Below are 20,541 nucleotides of genomic sequence, written 5' to 3' on the forward strand. Positions count from 1 at the left end.
AATCAACGCGCTTTGGAAAACTCCCACCCTTAATAAAACCATGAGGCAAGATTTCTTTCTTTCCAAATAGTGTGTAAGCCACGCCGTGTTTTGTTTCTTTTGCTTTAAAAAATTTAAGAGGTATTGGTGTTCCAGAACCAATGATATCTGTCTCAAGAAACCTTGCTGTCGCCTTTTCTTTAATATAAACGCCTCTTCTTATACGCTTTATTTGGGCTGATGAGATGTCAGCAACTTGCTTTTCAGTAAAGCGTTCAACTTGTTTTGCTGCAGTGTTTAGAGCATTACGCAAAGCCCAATTAAGGCGTGGTGCTTGAAGGCTTGTGAAGGTATCTTTTACCTGTTGAAGATACCATTTTTGGTGGATGATTAATTTCAACTTCTAAGCCTTTTTTGGGGTAGGTGTTGATGGCTTGGAAACTTTAGATGCTTTTGGTTTTTCGAGAGAGGTTTCTTCAGTTGATGTTTGGTTTGTTTCTTGTTCTATTTGCTTAATTTGTTCAACTCCCTTGTCGGGCTTTATTTTTGTTTTGATTTCAATAAAAGGTTTAGCAGCATTAGCGCGTTTGAGACGTGCGTAGACTTGATTGGAGATCTCTACAAATGGATTATTGGGAGTTGAAGTTTCAAAACGAACAGTGCTTTTGTTATCGCCAACAACACACATTGGCTTGGTGATGATTGCTTTCATCTTCGCTCCTTTTGAGGCAATGAATTAATGACATCATTGGTTACTTAATAGCTTTTGTTATGTGCAAAATAGATTAGCCTATTTTATCAATAAAAACAGTGCTTTAAGCCATCTTAAAAGCTTAATATTTTACCAAATTTTAGGGGATATTTTTGAATTTTAGACGCAATACAACTACTGCCATGCTGTCATTAAATACGATTTTTTACACTATGTCAACAAAAAAATCATGATCTTGTATTTTTTTTATTTTTTTACCTAAATATGGTGTTTTAAAAGATGTTCTTTATTTTCCTTCAATACAACATTTATGTTGCATTGAAACATTTTAGATGTTATATTATTATAATGAATAGTCAAGAATTGAAAAGATATCTTACAAAGCATGGTTGCAGTTTTACCTCAGGGAAGGGAGGGCATTTGCTTGTAAAGCGTGGTTCTAAAAAGTCCGTTTTACCTATGCATGGTACGCGAAAAGAATTAGGAACAGGATTAGTCCAGAAAATTCTTAAAGATCTTGACCTAAAATAAGCCTGAATATGGAGGTGTAAATGAAATATGCAATCAAATTTATCAAAGATGACAATGATACTCTTCTAGTCGTCTCTAAAGACTTTCAGGAATTTATTACCTATGGTAACGATGAAAAAGAAGCTTTGGAACAGGCTAAAAATGCACTTTTAACAGTCATTATGGGGCGTTTCCAAGATCGTGAATTTATTCCCTTTGGACATCGTGATATTGCCTATCCTTTTGTTGAAGTATCTTCATTGGTGACTTTAAAAATTGCAATACATAACGCTATGATTGAAAAAAACTTACGCAAAGCTGATCTCGTACGTCTTTTAAAACTTCATCCAATACAAATTGACCGATTGTTGGATTTAAACCACGCAACCAAATTAGATGCCTTAGAATCTACTCTCATTGCTCTTGGAAAAGAGATCTCTATTAATATTCAAAATGCTGCTTGAATTTAGCGGTTTTGTGTAAAATGCTTATGAAGCGCATTAAGAACGACACACAGTGAATTAACAAGATATGGTAACGATTGCTCTTCTACAACAATGTATTGTAGTGCGGCATAAAGATTATGCTGTCTATAAAGGCATTGTGCTTCTTTTAGCACCTCTTTCATTGCTTCATAGTAATGAGTAGTTTTTTCAATCCATTGTTTTTTTGCCTCTTCATTTAAAGATGGAGTAAAGTCATCATAAATTGCATTTGGTAAGGCTTTTGCACAGAGGTAATTATTTCTCACTTCAAGATATTTTTGTGCAGTATCATACTGATCTTGATTAATCACACCTTGCAGATAAAGCCGCCCAATATAGGTACCGGAAAGCGGATTTTTAGCATCTTCTATGGTCAAACCAAATCGCTTGGCACGCATTTCAATTGCCAATTTATCAATCGGTTCACGCGGTATTTTTGCTCGCGAGATACGACCATTGGGTTCTCTGAGACATCCATTAATACGAGGACGTCCACGTTTTGCATGTTTTTTTCTTTTAGCCATATTTTTTCAATCAGAATGGCATGCTATCGTTAAGAGCTGTTCTATAATCTTGAGCACCTGAAGCGATAGCATAATTTTGAGAAGTAATGGGTGAAGGGAATGCCGATTGCTCTTTTTTGGCATCAAGCAAATACAACTCGCCTTTGAATTGTGGTAAGACAATCTCTGTTGTGTAACGGTCATGACCATTTTTATCTTGCCATTTACGTGTTTGTAATTTGCCTTCTATGTAAACCTTTGAACCTTTACTGAGATACTGAAGAGCAATTTTTGCTAAATGTGGATTAAAAACCACAATGGAGTGCCATTCCGTTTTATCTATTTTTTGATTGGTCTTTTTATCAGTATAGCTTTCAGAAGTTGCCATACGAAAATTGACTACTTCTGTTCCAGAATTCATTGTTTTTCTTTGGGATCATTCCCTAAATAGCGAATTAACATCACTTTATTTAGCATGTTTTTTCTTACCTTAAACTTGTATTTAAATACATAGAAAATCTTAGCATGCTTTGCTTATTTTTTCAATTATTTCAAAATGATATTATTGTTTTTTAACATATAAAATTATGTTTTAAGATGCTCTTTGATAAATAATCATTTGACATAAATGCATGGTGTATAGTATCAAGTATCAAGAGGGTATATATGGCAATCGTTAGTTTTAAGCATAAAGGGTTGAAATTATTCTTTGAAAGAGGAGTCTGCAAAGGCATACAACCTGCACATGCTAAAAAATTAGCAAACATTTTAGTAATTTTAGATACAATATCCGCGCCTAAACAAGTTACTCTTAAATCGTATCGTCTACATGCGCTTACGGGCGATTTGAAAGGTTACTGGTCAATGCGTGTCAATGGAAATTGGCGTGTTACCTTTCGTTTCATTGGGACAGACGTTGAACTGGTTGATTATCAAGATTACCATTGAGTTTTGAGGTGTTATTATGATGTACAATCCTCCACACCCTGGCGGCATTTTGAAAGAAGAATTGCTTGATGAATTAGGGTTAACAGTAACAGAAGCTGCAAATCGTCTTAGCGTTGCACGTTTAACTTTATCCCGCGTCTTAAACTGCCATGCGGCGATTAGCATTAACTTAGCTTTACGGTTAGAAAAAGCGGGTTTAAATGATGCGGAATTCTGGCTTAAACTGCAACAAAAGCATGATTTGTGGCAAGCTCGGCATAACAGCTCAATCCCACATATTTCACCTTTAGAGCAAGTAGGGCATCTTTAGAAAGACTTAGCCCGTCCTTCTTTACAACTAGAGGTCATATTCTTTAAAATCAAGCAGCCCACGATAGTTTTTTATCTCCTTGTTGATTTTATCCATGAACGTTGAGAAGAGACAATGCCATGTAATAGAGGAAATCAGCCAATCTTATACAACACCTGCTATGCAATGGGGCATTGAACATGAAGAGAGTGCCTTAAGAGAATATGAATTCATTTATGACACCAATGTCACAAGATGCGGGTTTATCCCCCACCCAAAAATGGAAATGGCGGGGGCTAGTCCTGATGGGTTCATTGGAGAGGACGGTTTAATCGAAGTCAAATGTCCACAATCAACAATCCATCTTCGTTTTTTTTATTTATGACGAAATCAAGCCCGAATATATCGCACAGATGCAATTCCAAATGGCTTGTACAGGACGAAAGTGGTGTGATTTCATGAGCTATAATTCAAACTTTGTAGGCAAATCTACTAGTTTGAGAATGAAAATCAAACGCGTCAATCGTGATGAGAAACACATTGAAGAGATCAATAAAGCGGTCGAAATCTTTTTAGGGGAAATAGAACAAGAGATGCAAAAGATTTTGGCAAAAGCTGCTTAAACCTATGGGGGTGCTCTCTCCTCCCTGCACCCCCACCCATTTAAGTAATAAGTAATATAAAAATAGAAAGGTAATGAGATGATATTTGATGATGGCGATAGATATGTAACAACCCGTGAATGTGCACAGCTTTTTAGTGTATCAACCACAATGATTCGCAATTGGGTGCTTCAAGGGGAGTTTCCGCAACCCTATAAGCTAGGAAGAGCCGTAAGATGGAGAAAAAAAGAGATTCTAGCTTTTACTCCAAAGAAAAATACGGAGCAAATAATAACAAATTAAGTAAAATTGTATAAACCACAAGAGGTGGTCTAAAAGGTGGTCTGAAAATTACTGTTTAAAGGAAAAATATATGTATTTTAATAACTTAAATAAAAAAATATGGTGCCCAGACGCGGATTCGAACCACGGACACGCGGATTTTCAGTCCGCTGCTCTACCTACTGAGCTATCTGGGCATGCTTCATAAAACATGTAAAGTGTTTGTGGTTATAACATTAAAATTTTCTCTGTCCAGTCATCAAAAGAAAAATAATTGATTTTTTAATAAGTTTATCTTCCTATTTTAGAGAGTTATCAATGAATTTTTATTATAAAATAAACTTGATAGGTATGTTATGATACGTTAGTGTGTTGTTATCAGAATGCTATTCTTATCGTGGTGGTGATACGAAAAAAATAAAAGAATCAATCTAACAGCATGATTAAAAAAGATTTTTTTACAAAGTTTCCGTGAATTTTAAGCTTACGAAATAAATAGAAGACATTTTGGACTTTTAAAAAGAGGCTATTGAGTAGTCTTTATAGTAATTTGTTTTTCTTTATAAAGAGAACAAGTCATCATAAAGAAAGCAAGTCATCTAAAAGGGGAGAAATAATGATAGTGTTACAAAAACCAAGTAGTCGTCCTAATAATACTAATTTTTCTTCAGGTCCTTGTAGTAAACGACCTGGCTGGAGTCTTGAAACTCTTAAAAATGCATTAGTTGGGCGTTCACATAGATCGAGAGAAGCAGAATTAAAACTTGCTGAAGTTGTTGATTTAACCCGTGAGATTCTTGAAGTTCCTTCTGATCATCGTATAGGAATTATGCCTGGTTCAGATACCGGTGCTGTTGAGGCCGCTTTATGGTCTTTATTAGGTGAGCGTGGCATTGATATGGCGGCGTGGGAAAGTTTTGGATTAGGGTGGAATAAAGATGTTGTCGAGCAATTAAAGCTTTCTGATGTGCGTCGTTTTGAAGCCCCTTATGGTGAAATACCAGATTTAACACAACTTGACTTTGATCGTGATGTTGTTTTCACATGGAATGGGACAACTTCTGGTGTGCGTATTCCTAATGCGGATTTCATTCCGGATAAGCGGGCTGGATTGACCATTTGTGATGCAACATCTGCTGCTTTTGCGCAATATCTCGATTTTTCAAAATTAGATGTTGTGACGTTTTCATGGCAGAAAGTTTTGGGAGGTGAAGCAGCACATGGTATGGTGATTTTAAGTCCTCGTGCTGTTGAGAGGCTTGAGAATCATGTTCCAGCTTGGCCTATGCCGCAGCTTTTCTGTATGACGAAAAATGGAAAGTTGAACGAAGATATTTTTAAAGGAAAGATAATCAATACGCCTTCTATGCTTTGTGTTGAAGATTTTCTTGATGGGTTGAGGTGGGCAAGGTCTCTAGGAGGTGCAGCGGCATTAAGAGCACGGGTTGAGAAAAACTTTTCTGTACTTGATGCTTTTATTCGCAAAACACCATGGTTAGAATATTTGGCAAAAGATCCTGAAATGCGTTCTAACACATCCATTTGCTTAGATATTGTGGATCCAGTGATTACTGCTTTGGATAATGAAAAGCGAATATCTTTTATAAAAGCGGTTGTGAGTCGTCTTGATGAGGAAGGGGTCGCTTATGATATCGGTTCGTATCGAGATGCTCCTCCTGGGCTTCGAATTTGGGCGGGTATAACAATTGAGGCTTCCGATCTTGAAATTTTAACACAATGGCTTGAATGGGCGTTCCAAGTTGAAAAAGCTCAGCTTTAAATAATTACTGGCGATTTTTGCAACGCGTTTTTAAACAGAAAAAGGATACGAGAGGTTATGATGATCTTTCGTATTCTTGTGTCAGAGAAATGGCTTCTGAATATTACATGAATTGTGAAAGAAAGAAGGGAAAATGAATGCTTTGTCAGGTGTTAGGTAAAGCACAAATTAAAATCTCTATCTTTTTGCTTTTTGTGGCAAAAATGACAGATTGAGAATATTTTGGTATTTGTTTATTTTTATTATCATAAATTGTAAAATTTAATCACTTGAAGATTGAAAAAAATCTGAAATGAGGAGTCGCACTTGCTCTAAGGTTTCGTTATAAGGAAGCATTTGTTTTTGAATGCTGGTTTTTTTGACCAAACACGACGGAGAAAGTTATGGCCAATGTAGTTGTTGTCGGTACACAATGGGGTGATGAAGGCAAAGGTAAAATTGTAGATTGGTTGTCTGAGCGAGCAGATATTGTGGTAAGATATCAAGGGGGGCATAATGCTGGCCATACATTGGTTATTGATGGAGTGAGTTATAAATTATCACTTTTACCATCTGGTTTAGTGCGTGGAAAGCTATCAATCATTGGAAATGGTGTTGTTGTTGATCCTCATCATTTTGTTGCAGAATTAAAAAAACTATGTGATCAGGGGGTACAAATTACACCAGAAATTTTACGGATTGCTGAAAATGCTCCCTTGATTCTTTCTTTGCATCGTGACCTTGATGCAATTCGAGAAAGCGGTTTATCTGGTTTAAAGATTGGTACAACAAAGCGTGGTATTGGACCGGCTTATGAAGATAAGGTAGGACGTCGTGCTATCCGAGTGATGGATTTAGCAGAAAAAGATACGCTTATGGCTAAGATTGAGCGGCTTTTGAGGCATCATAATGCTTTGCGTCGTGGAATGGGTGTTGTGGAAATTGATTCTCAAGCACTTTATGATGAATTGATACAAGTCGCGGATAAAATTTTACCCTTTATGGATTGTACGTGGCGTCTTTTAGATGAAGCGTATCGAGGAGGGAAACACATTCTTTTTGAAGGTGCGCAAGGTGCTTTACTCGATAATGATTTTGGAACTTATCCTTATGTAACGTCATCGAATACAGTTGCTGGGCAGGCATGTACAGGTTCAGGGATGGGACCTGGTGCAATTCATTATGTTTTGGGTATTGCAAAAGCTTATACTACACGCGTTGGAGAAGGGCCGTTTCCGACAGAGCAAATAAATGATATTGGTGAGTTTCTGGGAGTGCGTGGACATGAATTTGGTGTTGTAACGGGGCGAAAGCGTCGATGTGGTTGGTTTGATGCTGTCTTAGTACGTCAGATGGTAACAATTTGCGGTGTGCAAGGGATAGCATTGACAAAACTTGATGTTTTGGATGGTTTAGATGAAATAAAAATTTGTATTGGTTATGAGCTTGATGGTAGAAGGATTGATTATTTACCTTCTTCCATGGGAGCTCAAGCTCGGGTGAAGCCTGTTTATGAAACATTAGAAGGTTGGAAGGAAAAAACAGCACATGCGCTGACGTGGGAAGATTTACCTGCGCAGGCTGTTAAATACATACGCTATATTGAAGAACGGATTAATACAAAAGTAGCTTTATTATCCACGAGTCCAGAGCGTGAAGATACTATTCTGATTACAGATCCCTTTGCAAATTGATGATTGTTTTTAGATTACTATATGTGTTCTTTATTTGTTTCTGTATCTTTTTACAAAGAAGATTTTTAAGAGCACGTGAGAGAAAGGTACAAAATAGCATTGTTTATTTTTCATATTCATTTTACACTATTACGATAGTTGTACCAATATAAATGATAATTGATTTAGAAGGCTAAAATAAAAGTTTTTTGGCTTGAGTACTAGGGTTTATTTTCTCAGTTTAAGAGAGATTATAGAGGAAATGGTAGATTTCGTTGGAATCTTAAAAAAGACAATTGATGCACAAAGTAATGTTACACCACAAGTGCGCAAGCGGATTTATAAGCGGGCTATCGAAACACTAGAACATCAATTTGTAATAGCAAAAATCCCACAAGTAATAGCGGATGAACAAAGAAAGATTCTTCGAAGTTCTATCGCAACCGTTGAAGAAGGATATTTAGTAGTTGAAAAGAAATTGCTTTCTTCAGTTATTGGGTGGAAACCCACAAATATAAATGAAGATAAGAAAGTTACAAAAAAATTTATATTACCAAAGAATAATGAATTTTCAATGGTAAACATAAAAAGAAAGCAGGATTTTGTTGCACGTTCAAAAGATAATAAAGTATTTGATAAGCATTATGTATCAGATATACCAGATGCAGAGCCTGTTAATATGGGGGCTTATTTCTCTTCTCAGCATGTTAATAGCTGTACGTTAAAGGGTTCTCCCTCGCAGGAAGATAATCCGCATATTGTTTCTCATATTTTTTCCCAGGCTTTACGTCGCGCTAATAAATCACTGGTGCAAAGGCGTATTGTGATAAGTGCTGTTTCTGTTGTTAGTATTGTTGTTTTAACGGTTGGTATTTTTTTTGTTGGTGAGCGTGTATTTATATCAAATGATCATCAGTTGTTGGGAGAAAATCTTCAAGCTTCTCACAGAGTTCCAAAGGCACTTTCGGTTAAGAGAAAGTTAACACAACGCTTATTAGAGGATGGGAGTGAAATTGATGTCGGTTTAAAACAAGCGATAGATTCTTTGGATGAAGAAGGAATCTCAACAGTTGTTTCTAGCAATTTGCAGTCGCTTGAAAAATCGGGTGAAGCTGTTTTTTATCAAGCACGTACAAATTATGATGCAGAAAAGATGGCAACCGGAAGTGTTCGCTGGACGCTTATAAAGGAGTCTTATGTGAAGGGGGCTCCAGAAGAAACTGCTATACAAGGTGATATAACAATTCCCGATGAAGGGCTATCATTACGGTTAATTTTACGTCGCAATACCGATCGGTCATTTCCTGCTGCGTATATTATGGACCTTATTTTTATTCTTTCTGATAAGTTTTCAGGTAAAGCTATAAGCAATGTTCAAGCATTAACCTTTAAAGCAAGTGAACAATCCATTGGTCAGCCTTTAAAAAGAACCATTGCAGCAAAGATTAACGATGACTTTTTTCTTGTTGCATTGAGTGGTAATCATCCTTTTCTTGATCAAAATTTACAATTGATGCGAGAATTAGATTGGATGCGTTTGGTGTTAACAGATAAAAACGGACGTATAAATGAATTAACCTTTGCAAAAGGACCAAAAGGTGAGTCTATTTTTAATGAAGTTATTGGACAATGGCTTACACAACAAGATAAATTAACAGTCCTTGGTCAAAAAAATAAAACATAGATGCGGGAAAATAAAAGGTTGTGGAAAATTCTCTATATCTGTTTCTATCAATTATACCAAACGCGCTCAGCAAAGCTCCCACATCAATAACTCAAAAAATTAGATAGGCTAATTTACCCGTATAAAGCCAATATATGCCTTTTTTCATTTTTACTTTAAGAATGCGCAAACAACTGGCTTTATACTTAATTCTAGAATTTTATACTTGAGCTTAGGATAAAGCAGAATCTTTGATGAAATTTTGCACTTTTTCAAATGCACGCATTTCAATTTGTCTTACTCGTTCTCGACTGATGTTGAATTCACCAGAGAGTTCTTCTAGGGTTAGTGGGATATCGTTTAAACGACGCGCTTTGAATATACGTTTTTCGCGTTCATTCAGATTGTCCATGGCATTTATGAGCATAGAACGACGATTTTCCAACTCACTTTTTTCAATTAAAGTTTGTTCTTGATCGTTAGATTCATCCACCAACCAATCTTGCAACTCGCTGTTTTCCCCTTCCTTTGTTCGAATCGGTGCATTGAGTGACGTGTCACCACCAAGCCTGCGATTCATTGAAACAACTTCATCTTCCGTAACATTCAACTGTGTTGCAATTTCTTTTACTTGTTCTGCGTTGAGATCACCGCTATCAAGGGCTTGAAGTTTACTTTTTATCTTACGAAGGTTGAAAAACAAGCGCTTTTGATTGGCTGTTGTCCCCATTTTCACCAAACTCCAAGATCGCAATACATACTCTTGGATTGATGCTTTAATCCACCATATTGCATAGGTTGCAAGACGAAAACCCCGTTCTGGTTCGAAACGTTTAACAGCTTGCATGAGTCCAACATTACCTTCTGAAATGACTTCCCCAATGGGGAGTCCATAGCCCCGATATCCCATCGCTATTCTAGCTACGAGACGCAAATGACTGGTTACCAGCCTATGCGCAGCTTTTAAGTCATTATGCTCACGGTAACGCTGAGCTAACATATATTCTTCTTTTGGTTCAAGCATTGGAAAACGACGGACTTCCTCTAAGTAACGATTTAAACCGCCATCACCTGTTATTACTGATAACAAATTCATATGGGCCATATAGCACCCTCCTTTTGTCTGAATTCCCTGATAAGGCAAATTCTCTGTTTCAGATAGCGAACTACCCTTGTAACCTCACTTTAGCATATTTTTGAATTTTGTTCAAAAAAAGATATTTTATTGTCAAATCTTGAGAAGGAGAAAAGTTTCAATTCATTTTTTTAAAATGCTTAATAAGTTTAGCCATATCTTGAGGCAGCGGTGTGGAAAACGACATAACTTTACCGGTAGAAGGATGTTCAAAAGTAAGACTTGCAGCATGGAGTGCATGTCGGTTGAATTGATCTATTGCATTTTTAATAATGGGATTAAGGGTATTTGACTTTGTTTTAAAAGCATTTCCATAAACCGTATCACCTACGAGAGGATGTCCGATATGAGCCATATGAACACGGATTTGATGGGTACGTCCGGTTTCCAAACGACATTCCAGAAGGCTAGCAAAAGACGTTGAGTCTGGATGAGTACCGTATTTTTCAAGCAGAGAAACATGTGTAACAGCATGACGAGCATAAGAATTTTGGCTATGAATAACAGCTTGCTTTGTTCGGTTATGGGGCGAACGACCAAGTGATGCATCAATTGTCCAGACATTACGGTGAGGTGCCCCCCAAATCAAGGCATGATAACGTCGATCTAATGCGCAGGTACGTCCATGATCAGAAAATTGAGCGCTAAGACTTTTATGGGCCAGATCATTTTTTGCAACAACCATAACACCGCTTGTATTTTTATCGAGACGATGGACAATGCCAGGGCGTTTAACACCACCTATACCAGATAAACTATTACCACAGTGGTAAATAAGAGCATTAACCAACGTACCAGTCCAATTGCCATTCCCAGGATGAACAACAAGACCAGCTGGTTTATTAATAACGATGATATGATCATCTTCAAAAAGGATGTCCAATGCGATAGCTTCAGCGCTAGGTTCTGCATCACGAAGATCAGGCATTGCCAATTCAATTATTTGGTTAATTTTTAATTTTGTTTTTGGTTCCTTTATGAGATGACCATCAATCTTAAGACAGCCTTCATGGATGAGGGCTTGCAAACGTGAACGTGAGAGCACATTATGGTATTGTTTTGCGAGCCACTGGTCAAGACGTTGCCCAAGAGCACCTTCATCCGTTATTTTCTGTATTACCATACGATTCCTATTAAGTTTTTAATAAGATTCTCTTACCAGTATGAAATTGCTTTACTATCAAGAAATTCTTTAATTCCCCAATGTCCCCCTTCACGGGCGCGCCCAGAAAATTTTACACCTCCAAAGTAGCTTCCACTGGGTAACCCATGTCCATTAACTTCTACCATACCAGAGCGTACTTGTGCTGCAATACGACGACATTTGTTGCGATCTTGTGATTGAATATAATTTGTAAGACCATACTCAGTGTTATTGGCTAAAGCGACGGCTTCTTCTTCTGTACTAAAAGCAAGAATCGAGAGAACTGGACCAAAGATTTCTTCTTTAAAAATACGCATATGAGGTTTTACATCAGCAAAGACTGTTGGACGAACATAATAACCGCGTTCCATTCCTTTTGGTAAACCAATTCCGCCTGCAACAAGAGTTGCACCTTCATCAATTCCCGATTGGATAAGTTCTTGAATTTTATCGTATTGTTTTTTTGAAACGACAGGCCCAATATGATTTCCTTCTTGGTAGTTTGGTCCTACTTTTGTTGTTTCTGCAATATCTTTAGCTATTTTTACGGCTTTGTCATAGATGCTCTGTTCCACAAGCATACGAGTCGGTGCATTACAACTTTGTCCACTATTATAAAAGCAATGTCGTGCACCACGTTGAATAGCATCTGAGTCGGCATCAGCAAAGATAATATTCGCTCCTTTTCCCCCAAGTTCCAGACAGACTCTTTTTAAAGTTGCGCTGGCATTTTTCGAAATATCTTTTCCTGCTCTGGTTGAACCAGTAAAGCTGATCATTTCTAAATCTGGATGTGCAGAGAGGTAAGAGCCGACAGTCGCACCATCACCATTGATTAAATTAAAAACACCGGCTGGAAGTGCTGCTTCATCTAAAATTTCAGCAAAAAGCATAGCAGAAAGAGGCGCAATTTCAGAGGGTTTTAACACCATGGTACAGCCAGCCAAGAGAGCAGGAATAACTTTAAGCGTTACTTGATTCATGGGCCAATTCCATGGCGTAATTAATCCTACGACGCCGATAGGATCGTAGTGAAGGATGGCTTGCTCATTTCCCTTTATTAAAGTTTCTTGGAACGAAAACTCTTTATAAGCTTTGATAAAATTGCGAATATGAGAACTTCCGGTTGCAGTTTGCGCATTAAGCGCCATATCAATTGGTGCTCCCATTTCCATTGAAATGGTTTTTGCCATGTCTTTGGAACGTTTTTCATAGATTTCTAGAATTTTTTCAACGAATCCGAGACGCTCGCTTGGTGACGTTGTTTTCCATTTTTGAAACGCTTCTTTAGCCGCGTTAATTGCCTTATCGGCATCTTTTGTACTTCCAAGGCTAATGACAGCACAAGCCTCTTCTGTTGATGGATTAATGACGTCAAAGTCGTGAGGAGTGCTTGGATCATCCCATAGACCATTGATATAAAATTTCCGTTTGTTAAACATAATTGGCTCCCTTTTTTCTATTTGTGTTTATGTCATTATGATTATCTTAGTCTAAGCCTTTTTAAACAAGGATAACAAGGGTAATCTTATAAAAACGCGAGAAACTAGATTATATTATGGTAATTGAGCATGAAGAATTTAATAGAGCAATGCTTATATAACTATTTGTATTATCGAGACTAATTTCTTTTATGAAAAGGGAGAGAAAGAGAGGTATAGACAATTTCCTTGAAGCTTTTTTATCATGAAGTTTTTTTTCAAAACGAATGGAATACGCGCTATACGACACCATAAACTGGGTAATTTACGTCGTAAATAGGAAGAAAAAACATTATGAATATGCATTATGGCATTATTTTTTTTATTGAAAAGTAGCTATCAGCAAAAGGTTATTAACCTTCATACGATAGTCTCTATGAATTCTTTTTGAAAAGATTATTTTTCTCATTGCTATAAATTTGTTGGGTGCCATGCATAATTCGAAAACAAAATCTATTTCTACATCTTCTTTTTCTGATGATGGTACAAAAGGTGCATCAAGAGAAGATTTATCTATTAAGATTACCGAGATATTTCCTTATCCGGAAGTGTGGAAAAAGGCATTTACCCTCGGAAAAAATGTCCGTTTTACGCGTACCCCAGAAGTTGAGATTTTGCGTCGTCGTATAGAAACAGATCCAATTTTTGCAAAACAGTTTAAAATTTTTACGAAACAAGATCAAAAACAAATTACAGATATTGTACGCTGTAACAAGAAAACGAAAAATGTTCTATCCACAAAAAAAGTCATTAATCCTCAATCAATAGAGAATAAAACGTCAGTTTGTCATTCAACAGTTTTACAGCAGTTGTCACGACAGACTATTGGTATGTCACCAGAAAATATTCCGCTTAAGGAGGATAAACAAGAACATAAATTACCAGGAGAAAATGTGCTACAAAAAATGAATCCTGCTTTGCACCTTTCCAATGATGCATTTTTTGAGTGTGAATCTTTGATATTTGAATATGTGGATACTCAAACTTCAAAAGAGGATGCATCGATTGACACAAAAAATGAAATTACACCTCATATTCCTTCTGCCTTTGATGAGTCAATAACTGCTCTTTATCGTGTTCTTGAATACCGCTTTCCACAACTCTATGATTCAATTACATCAGAATCTCCAGCAGAAAGGATGCGAGGTGTTGAGCAAATTTCTGATTTAATGCATACAAATAATGATACGGCTAAAAAGTATCATTCTAAGCTTTCTGTTGAAGATTGTGTCCATACGCAAAGTGATGCAGAAGCGTTAAACAATACTGAGGCGTTAAGCGGTGCTGGGGCTCGTATAGAGACTGAAAATAGCAATAATACTATCGCTAATAATACCGTTGATTGTGTAACAAAAGATGTCACAAAGAATTCAAAAGATTTGTCTGTGATGCAAGCAAACGTTAAAACTAAAATATTCCAATCTAGCCGCGCGCCATTAGGCAATTATGATTCTGCTTTTGTGCAAAATATGCACTCTGTTGACTGTGATGTTTATGAGTTTCCTCCGGTCAGTTTATTACAGAAACCTGTTTTTCATGAAGGTACGATGATTCCTCAGGAAACATTAGAACGTGGTGCTGGACTTTTGGAAAGTGTTTTGGAAGATTTTGGTATTAAGGGTGAAGTTATCCATGTACATCCAGGGCCAGTGGTTACAATGTATGAATTTGAGCCTGCTGCGGGTGTAAAGTCATCGCGCGTTATTAATCTTTCTGATGATATTGCGCGTTCTATGTCTGCTATTTCTACACGCGTTGCTGTCATTCCTGGACGTAATGTTATCGGGATTGAGTTACCCAATGCGGTTCGTGAAACCGTTTATTTACGTGAATTAATCCAAACACGTTCTTTTCGTGAAAGTGAATTTAAACTTGCTCTTGCTTTGGGGAAAGGGATTAATGGTGAACCGGTCATTGCAGAATTAGCAAAAATGCCTCATTTATTGGTTGCGGGAACAACAGGATCAGGAAAGTCTGTTGCAATTAATACAATGATTTTGTCGATTCTTTATCGTATGACACCAAAGCAGTGTCGTTTGATCATGGTTGATCCTAAAATGTTAGAGCTCTCTGTTTATGATGGCATACCACATCTTTTAACACCTGTTGTAACAGATCCTAAAAAAGCAGTAACAGCTTTAAAATGGGCGGTTCGTGAAATGGAAGAACGTTATCGCAAAATGGCTAAGTTAGGTGTGCGTAATATTGATGGTTTTAATGCACGCGTTGCACTTGCAGCTCAAAAAGGCGAAACGATCATGTGTACTGTACAATCGGGCTTTGATAAGGAAACAGGGGAAATGCTTTATCATGAAGAAGCCATGGATCTCACGCAGCTTCCTTATATTGTTGTGATTGTTGATGAGATGGCTGATCTTATGATGGTGGCAGGGAAAGAAATAGAGAATGCCATTCAGCGCTTAGCGCAAATGGCGCGTGCGGCAGGTATTCATCTTATTATGGCAACGCAGCGTCCTTCTGTTGATGTTATCACAGGGACAATTAAAGCGAACTTTCCTACCCGCATTTCTTTTCAAGTAACCTCAAAAATTGATAGTCGTACGATCTTGGGTGAACAAGGTGCTGAAACGCTTTTAGGTCAGGGGGATATGCTTCATATGGTAGGTGGTGGGCGCATCGTGCGCGTTCATAGCCCTTTTGTCTCTGATGAAGAAGTTGAATCCATCGTTGCACATCTTAAAATGCAAGGAAAACCTGATTATTTAGCAACGGTAACGGATAATGAAGACGATAACAAAGAGGATGCTTCTGCTGATTCAACGGTTGGAGTTTCTGAGGACGAAAATTTTGATGAAGAGGGTGAGGGACTTTATAATCAAGCTGTAAAGATTGTTATGCGTGATAGAAAATGTTCAACATCTTATATTCAGCGTCGACTTTCAATCGGCTATAATAAAGCAGCTTCTCTTGTCGAACAGATGGAAGAAAAAGGCATTGTTGGAGCCGCTAATCATGTTGGAAAACGTGAAATTCTACTCAATGAAGGGAAATAAACAAGCACATTTTAAAATGGGAAATTTTTAAAATGTCTGACAGTCATTATTAAAATGTGCTTGTTTTATTTTTTCAGAGAAAATGGGCTACACGTATTTATCTTTTATAATTATTAAAAAATTGAGTAGAGAGTTATAAAGCAAAAGTGATTTTTTGTATTAAAACTGCTGATGAAGTAAACAGGCTGATATCAAAGGAGATTGTAAGATATTTTTAGTTTTCTCGATGATCTGGAATGTAAAGAAATTAAACAAATCTTTATATGAAGACCGGTGATGTTTGTTTTCTATTCTATTTACAGAGAGATTCTTGAGTCAAGTAGTGTGGTGATATATTTTTTGTTTTTTTCTGTCGCGATTTTAATGAAAAAAAGGTCTTTGGGCGATTATGGAGAATATCATAAGAAGAGTATCCAATATACAAGGTCTGTTGCGTTGGGTGCTTTAAAGCGCTACGCTGAATTTATTATCATTTGATACTGTCAGTGCAAGAAAGATATTCTTACGAGACTTTATTTGAAAAAGAAATTTTTAATTTCGGATTTTTATCATGCAATATACTGATTTATAATGGTAGTTTATCATTATTTGTGTGAATAAAAGTCTCCAATATCGTAAGATTTTTTCATTTCAAATCTATTCCATGTTGAATAGTCAAAACCATTTTTTTGTATATCATAAGTTAAGTTAGCGTATGGGTAAAAAACATTTAAAAAAGGAATTTAAATGCCTCTGATGAGGGCATTCAAATGCCAAAAACTATTGGCAACATGAGGAGCTGGAAAGTATAATGATGGTGCTAGCTGATTTTTGCGTAAGTATAAAATGGTAATACACAATGCTTTGATATCTTCTATGGTGATCTTTATAGCGCACCATTTACGGGGGACGTCGTAAATAAGTTTGGGGATCGTGGATATATCTCTTTAAAACAGGCGCATGAATGCGCAAAATTAAGTGTATTCTTTTTTTGGTGACTATTTTATGTGAGGATCATGTTCCTATTAAGGTGACAAATCTTATTACCTTAATAGGTGAATAAGTAACAGTGTTAGGGAATTCTTTTTATTTTTGTTTTGTTGGTGAAGCAGTCAAAATTTTGCTACAGACAATTGATACAAGATGTCAGAGTATTGTAACCAGAGAAGGTACTTGTAAAAGATTAGCATTATTCGTTTGAGAGTAAATCCAATACTTTTTTAGTTTTAGTTATGCCATTAAAAGAAGATGAGTTGAAGTTAAATACAAATGAATTAAAATGTAAGCAAGAAGCTTTTCGTTTTACACCAGAGCTTTTACCGCGACCTTTTACGTGGAAAATTGATAGCAATGGTTTGTTTTGTGAAGTCTCAAAAGAGCTAGCTGAAGTTGTTGGGCCTCTCTCTTCCTCTATTTTAGGATGTAGTTTTCATGATCTTGCTTATCAATTTAATGATGAGCGGTATCGGATTCTTAGCCGTTTTATTGAAGCGGCTGTACCTTGGAATGAAGAGATTGTTCAATGGCCTGTTGATGGCTGTTCACAATGGCTTGATGTTGAGTTATCTGCTTTACCAATTTTTGATGTTAAAAAGAAGCTTAAGGGATTTTGCGGCTTTGGTGTTTTAAAAGTACGAGAAAAAGTCCAAGAAAAAAGAGATGAAAAGCTGAAGACGGAAATGCCGTGTCTCTCTGAGATAGAACGATCAGCTTTTCGTGAGATTGCCGAGCAATTGCGTGATGAATTGAATTCATCAGAAAAAGAAGAAGAGAATTTTTTTGAAGAGACAGCTATTCAGTTACCATATGCACAGACATTGTCGGTAAATGCTATAGAACAGGCTCTCATAAAAGAGCCAGCTGCAGTTTTATCATTGTTGGATACAGCAACTGATGGTGTTTTATGGTTGGATAAACAGGGCTTTATTCAATCAGCGAGTAGGGCAGCCTTAGCATTAATGAGTTATGAAATAAATGAACTACGAGGACAGCCATTCTCTTCATTATTTACTTTGCAAAGCCAACCTTTGGTTGAAAAATATTTTAAATCAATCCGTATAGAGGGGAAAAATCAGGTTTTAAATCGCAGTGAAAGCGCTGATTTAATGACGAAAAATCATAAAAATATAACCGTTTTGATAACGATTGTATTTTTGGCAAAGCAAGGCAATTATGCTGTTATGTTGCGTGATATAACACAAACAGTTCCATCAGGAGAAAAAAAAGCAGAAGAGGATAAAATCGTTGGAGTTGTTCATGAAATACGAACACCTTTGAATGCTCTTATTGGTTTTGCAGAAATTATGAGAGAAGGCCGTTTTGGTTCGATAGAAAATGAGCGCTATCATGGATATTTACGCGATATTATTTCCTCTGGAAAACATATATTATCGCTGATTAATCAATTACTAGAGTGCTCGAAGATAAATTATTCTGATTCCGATAACCAGATTGATACTTCCCTTATTTCTGAAACATTTGATGTGATATCTTGTTTACGTGCGACGATCGCTTTTCTTGAAACTCAAGCTAATCAGAACGGCATTATCATGCGTATTGTTGCTCCACCTCACGTTCCATTTATTCCTGTATCACGACAAGTGTTTCGCCAGATTATATGGAATCTTCTCTCTAATGCCATTCGTTTTACGCCATTGGGTGGGCAGATTATTGTTCACGTTTCTTATAGAAAAGAACGTGTAAAAATTTCAGTGAGCGATAATGGTATAGGGATGAGCGAAGAAGAGATTATACAGGCACTGCAACCTTATGGCCAAGTAGAGCGCAAAGATGGCCGATCTGGTGATAGCGCTTTTATGGGAACAGGTTTAGGCCTCCCAATGTGTAAAGCAATGGTGGAAGAAAGAGGAGGACAATTTTTACTGTTCTCAAAACCAAACCATGGAACAACTGTGGAAATGTTTTTTCCTCGTGTTCCATGAGGTTAATCATGCATAAAATTATTTTTTCTTAGCCAAAAGATCTCTAATTTCTATTAAAAGTTGTTCTTCTGAAGACGTTTTTTTGGGGCTTTCTTCTTCTTTTCTACGAATTTTATTCATAGCCTTAACGAATAAAAAAAGAACCCAAGCAATAATGAGAAAATTGATAAGTAAAGTAATAAAGTGTCCATAGCTAATGGTTGCTCCAGCTGCTTTGGCGGCACTCAATGTTGCTTGTTTTTCGCCAGCAAGTTGAATAAACATATTAGAAAAATCAATCCCACCTGTAATCAGTCCAATGATTGGCATAAAAATATCATTGACAATTGAGTTGACCAAGCTACCAAAAGCACCCCCTATAATCACACCGATAGCAAGATCAATCATATTACCTTTTAGGGCAAATTCTTTGAATTCTTTAAGCATTGTGTTTTCCCCTTTATGTAAGCGATATACGGTAATTTACTTACCGCTTTTGATGAAAAAGGAAAGGGCAGATTTTATTTTTAGGGTTATATTACGATATTAATATCATTTTCAAAGAACTTTATAAGGTTTAATAAAGAGCTTTAGGATTCTATTTGAATGTACATAGAACATTTCCTAGAAAAAAGCTTTTTTGATAAAAATTATATCTGCTTTTTTCAACAGAAAGTAGAAAACTGTAGCTTAATTTATATAATTGTCTCAAGATTTTTATGTTAACATTAAAAAGAGAGATTTTTACACAATACCACAAAATGGGCAGTGTTGAAAGCTGAGCTATCAGAAAGTTTCTCAAATGAAGTACATATATTGGCATAAAAAGAGAGTTAAGAATAAAAAATCTATTTCAACCCTGGTGGGAGAAATGGATAGAGAAGGTGAGAGTAAGATTTATAACTTAAATTTCTCTTAATTTAGCAAGCGATAATAGCGATTAGGGGCATGTTAGAGCTTATCTAAAAGCTATTTGTATTGCGTTACATGAACTGAAAATGGCGATCACCGATGGAAGGTAGCACATTTCATTAACTAGAAGATTGTATTAGTTTATAGACAGGAGAACTATAGGGTTAGCAAGATCATTTTGATTTGGAAGTTGTTGGTATGATAGGATGTGGGTTCAATGATCAACTGTCATCATTTCGACCATGTGTTCGACAATTACTTTTAGTGCTTCTGATGATAAAGGTACGCGAAATTTTGTTGTAGCATCGCGCTTTTCTTTCATATTTTCAGCAGGGATAGTCCATATATCATTATAAATTTGGTCTTTATGAATATGACGTAAAGAGCTAGAGAGAGCGCCTGTAAGGATAAGCAAATGCAAAGCCAGATATTTTATGTTTTGTGTTTTACAAAGCGTTTGATAAAAGGCAGTGCATCTTTCCAATCCATTGCTGGTCTATTTTGCGTTTTATGACGTTGTTTTCCTAAGAGCGCGCGTGCTTTTGTTGTT

Annotated in this window: 17 protein-coding genes, 1 tRNA gene and 3 pseudogenes; 11 read left to right on the plus strand and 10 right to left on the minus strand. The window is 36.6% G+C overall.

Features of this window, described 5'->3' with window-relative positions:
* Both ACFIM1_RS07955 and ACFIM1_RS07960 read right to left on the minus strand, forming a co-directional pair.
* Positions 1-379, minus strand: a 379-nt coding sequence (locus ACFIM1_RS07955; protein WP_375609679.1) for a hypothetical protein, incomplete at its 3' end; no start/stop codon positions are given.
* A gap of 3 nt (positions 380-382) precedes the next feature.
* The gene (locus tag ACFIM1_RS07960) at positions 383-691 is read right to left on the minus strand and encodes a hypothetical protein (RefSeq protein ID WP_375609680.1); all 309 of its coding nucleotides are present in this window, start codon (positions 689-691) and stop codon (positions 383-385) included.
* A 348-nt stretch (positions 692-1,039) separates the two neighbouring features.
* Here ACFIM1_RS07960 and ACFIM1_RS07965 point away from each other — a divergent pair, with 348 nt between their 5' ends.
* Positions 1,040-1,222 (plus strand): type II toxin-antitoxin system HicA family toxin, encoded by a 183-nt coding sequence (locus ACFIM1_RS07965; RefSeq protein ID WP_019220217.1) that lies wholly within the window; start codon positions 1,040-1,042, stop codon positions 1,220-1,222.
* 20 nt (positions 1,223-1,242) lie between these two features.
* Positions 1,243-1,665: a type II toxin-antitoxin system HicB family antitoxin gene (locus ACFIM1_RS07970; RefSeq protein WP_375607163.1), complete on the plus strand. Its 423-nt coding sequence runs from the start codon at positions 1,243-1,245 to the stop codon at positions 1,663-1,665.
* Between the two features lie 2 nt (positions 1,666-1,667).
* Here the strand turns inward: ACFIM1_RS07970 and ACFIM1_RS07975 are convergent, their stop codons facing one another.
* Both ACFIM1_RS07975 and ssb read right to left on the minus strand, forming a co-directional pair.
* Positions 1,668-2,210: a hypothetical protein gene (locus ACFIM1_RS07975; RefSeq protein ID WP_375609681.1), complete on the minus strand. Its 543-nt coding sequence runs from the start codon at positions 2,208-2,210 to the stop codon at positions 1,668-1,670.
* 10 nt (positions 2,211-2,220) lie between these two features.
* Positions 2,221-2,666 (minus strand): annotated as a pseudogene (ssb, locus tag ACFIM1_RS07980) (single-stranded DNA-binding protein).
* Between the two features lie 189 nt (positions 2,667-2,855).
* Between ssb and ACFIM1_RS07985 the strand changes: the two are divergent.
* The 4 genes and pseudogenes from ACFIM1_RS07985 to ACFIM1_RS08000 all read left to right on the plus strand — a co-directional run bounded on the left by ACFIM1_RS07985 (position 2,856) and on the right by ACFIM1_RS08000 (position 4,331).
* Entirely contained in the window at positions 2,856-3,137 is a 282-nt protein-coding gene (locus ACFIM1_RS07985) for a type II toxin-antitoxin system RelE/ParE family toxin (RefSeq protein ID WP_375609682.1), read from the plus strand.
* 16 nt (positions 3,138-3,153) lie between these two features.
* Positions 3,154-3,447 carry a HigA family addiction module antitoxin gene (locus ACFIM1_RS07990; protein WP_375609683.1) on the plus strand — a complete coding sequence of 98 codons (294 nt, stop codon included), beginning with the start codon at positions 3,154-3,156 and terminating at the stop codon, positions 3,445-3,447.
* A 127-nt stretch (positions 3,448-3,574) separates the two neighbouring features.
* A pseudogene (locus ACFIM1_RS07995) lies at positions 3,575-4,049 on the plus strand (lambda exonuclease family protein); the annotation flags it as partial.
* 78 nt (positions 4,050-4,127) lie between these two features.
* Positions 4,128-4,331, plus strand: a complete 204-nt coding sequence (locus ACFIM1_RS08000; protein WP_375609684.1) for a helix-turn-helix transcriptional regulator — start codon at positions 4,128-4,130, stop codon at positions 4,329-4,331.
* 100 nt (positions 4,332-4,431) lie between these two features.
* On the opposite strand, the gene ACFIM1_RS08005 is transcribed toward ACFIM1_RS08000, so the two are convergent.
* Positions 4,432-4,507, minus strand: a tRNA-Phe gene (locus ACFIM1_RS08005).
* 419 nt (positions 4,508-4,926) lie between these two features.
* Between ACFIM1_RS08005 and ACFIM1_RS08010 the strand changes: the two genes are divergently transcribed.
* The 3 genes from ACFIM1_RS08010 (at position 4,927) to ACFIM1_RS08020 (ending at position 9,426) form a co-directional block, all read left to right on the plus strand.
* The gene (locus ACFIM1_RS08010) at positions 4,927-6,090 is read left to right on the plus strand and encodes a phosphoserine transaminase (RefSeq protein WP_375608645.1); all 1,164 of its coding nucleotides are present in this window, start codon (positions 4,927-4,929) and stop codon (positions 6,088-6,090) included.
* Between the two features lie 383 nt (positions 6,091-6,473).
* Positions 6,474-7,763, plus strand: a complete 1,290-nt coding sequence (locus ACFIM1_RS08015) for an adenylosuccinate synthase (RefSeq protein WP_375609685.1) — start codon at positions 6,474-6,476, stop codon at positions 7,761-7,763.
* A gap of 241 nt (positions 7,764-8,004) precedes the next feature.
* Complete coding sequence (locus tag ACFIM1_RS08020) at positions 8,005-9,426, plus strand: hypothetical protein (RefSeq protein WP_375609686.1); 1,422 nt, start codon at positions 8,005-8,007, stop codon at positions 9,424-9,426.
* A 211-nt stretch (positions 9,427-9,637) separates the two neighbouring features.
* Here ACFIM1_RS08020 and rpoH read toward each other — a convergent pair whose 3' ends face one another.
* The 3 genes from rpoH to ACFIM1_RS08035 form a co-directional block, all read right to left on the minus strand.
* Complete coding sequence (gene rpoH, locus ACFIM1_RS08025) at positions 9,638-10,510, minus strand: RNA polymerase sigma factor RpoH (RefSeq protein WP_375609687.1); 873 nt, start codon at positions 10,508-10,510, stop codon at positions 9,638-9,640.
* Positions 10,511-10,658: 148 nt separating this feature from the next.
* On the minus strand, positions 10,659-11,663 hold the full coding sequence (locus tag ACFIM1_RS08030; protein ID WP_375608649.1) for an RluA family pseudouridine synthase: 1,005 nt from the start codon (positions 11,661-11,663) through the stop codon (positions 10,659-10,661).
* A 32-nt stretch (positions 11,664-11,695) separates the two neighbouring features.
* Positions 11,696-13,126 (minus strand): aldehyde dehydrogenase family protein, encoded by a 1,431-nt coding sequence (locus ACFIM1_RS08035; protein ID WP_375609688.1) that lies wholly within the window; start codon positions 13,124-13,126, stop codon positions 11,696-11,698.
* A 470-nt stretch (positions 13,127-13,596) separates the two neighbouring features.
* Between ACFIM1_RS08035 and ACFIM1_RS08040 the strand changes: the two genes are divergently transcribed.
* Together ACFIM1_RS08040 and ACFIM1_RS08045 are read left to right on the plus strand one after the other, a co-directional pair.
* Positions 13,597-16,179 (plus strand): DNA translocase FtsK, encoded by a 2,583-nt coding sequence (locus ACFIM1_RS08040; RefSeq protein ID WP_375609689.1) that lies wholly within the window; start codon positions 13,597-13,599, stop codon positions 16,177-16,179.
* 1,232 nt (positions 16,180-17,411) lie between these two features.
* The gene (locus ACFIM1_RS08045; protein WP_375607447.1) at positions 17,412-19,100 is read left to right on the plus strand and encodes an ATP-binding protein; all 1,689 of its coding nucleotides are present in this window, start codon (positions 17,412-17,414) and stop codon (positions 19,098-19,100) included.
* Between the two features lie 18 nt (positions 19,101-19,118).
* Here ACFIM1_RS08045 and mscL read toward each other — a convergent pair whose 3' ends face one another.
* On the minus strand, positions 19,119-19,526 hold the full coding sequence (gene mscL / locus ACFIM1_RS08050; protein WP_375607446.1) for a large conductance mechanosensitive channel protein MscL: 408 nt from the start codon (positions 19,524-19,526) through the stop codon (positions 19,119-19,121).
* A gap of 718 nt (positions 19,527-20,244) precedes the next feature.
* A pseudogene (locus tag ACFIM1_RS08055) lies at positions 20,245-20,541 on the minus strand (integrase); the annotation flags it as partial.

The organism is Bartonella sp. AC158YNML (genome assembly GCF_042196725.1).
Classification (GTDB): domain Bacteria; phylum Pseudomonadota; class Alphaproteobacteria; order Rhizobiales; family Rhizobiaceae; genus Bartonella.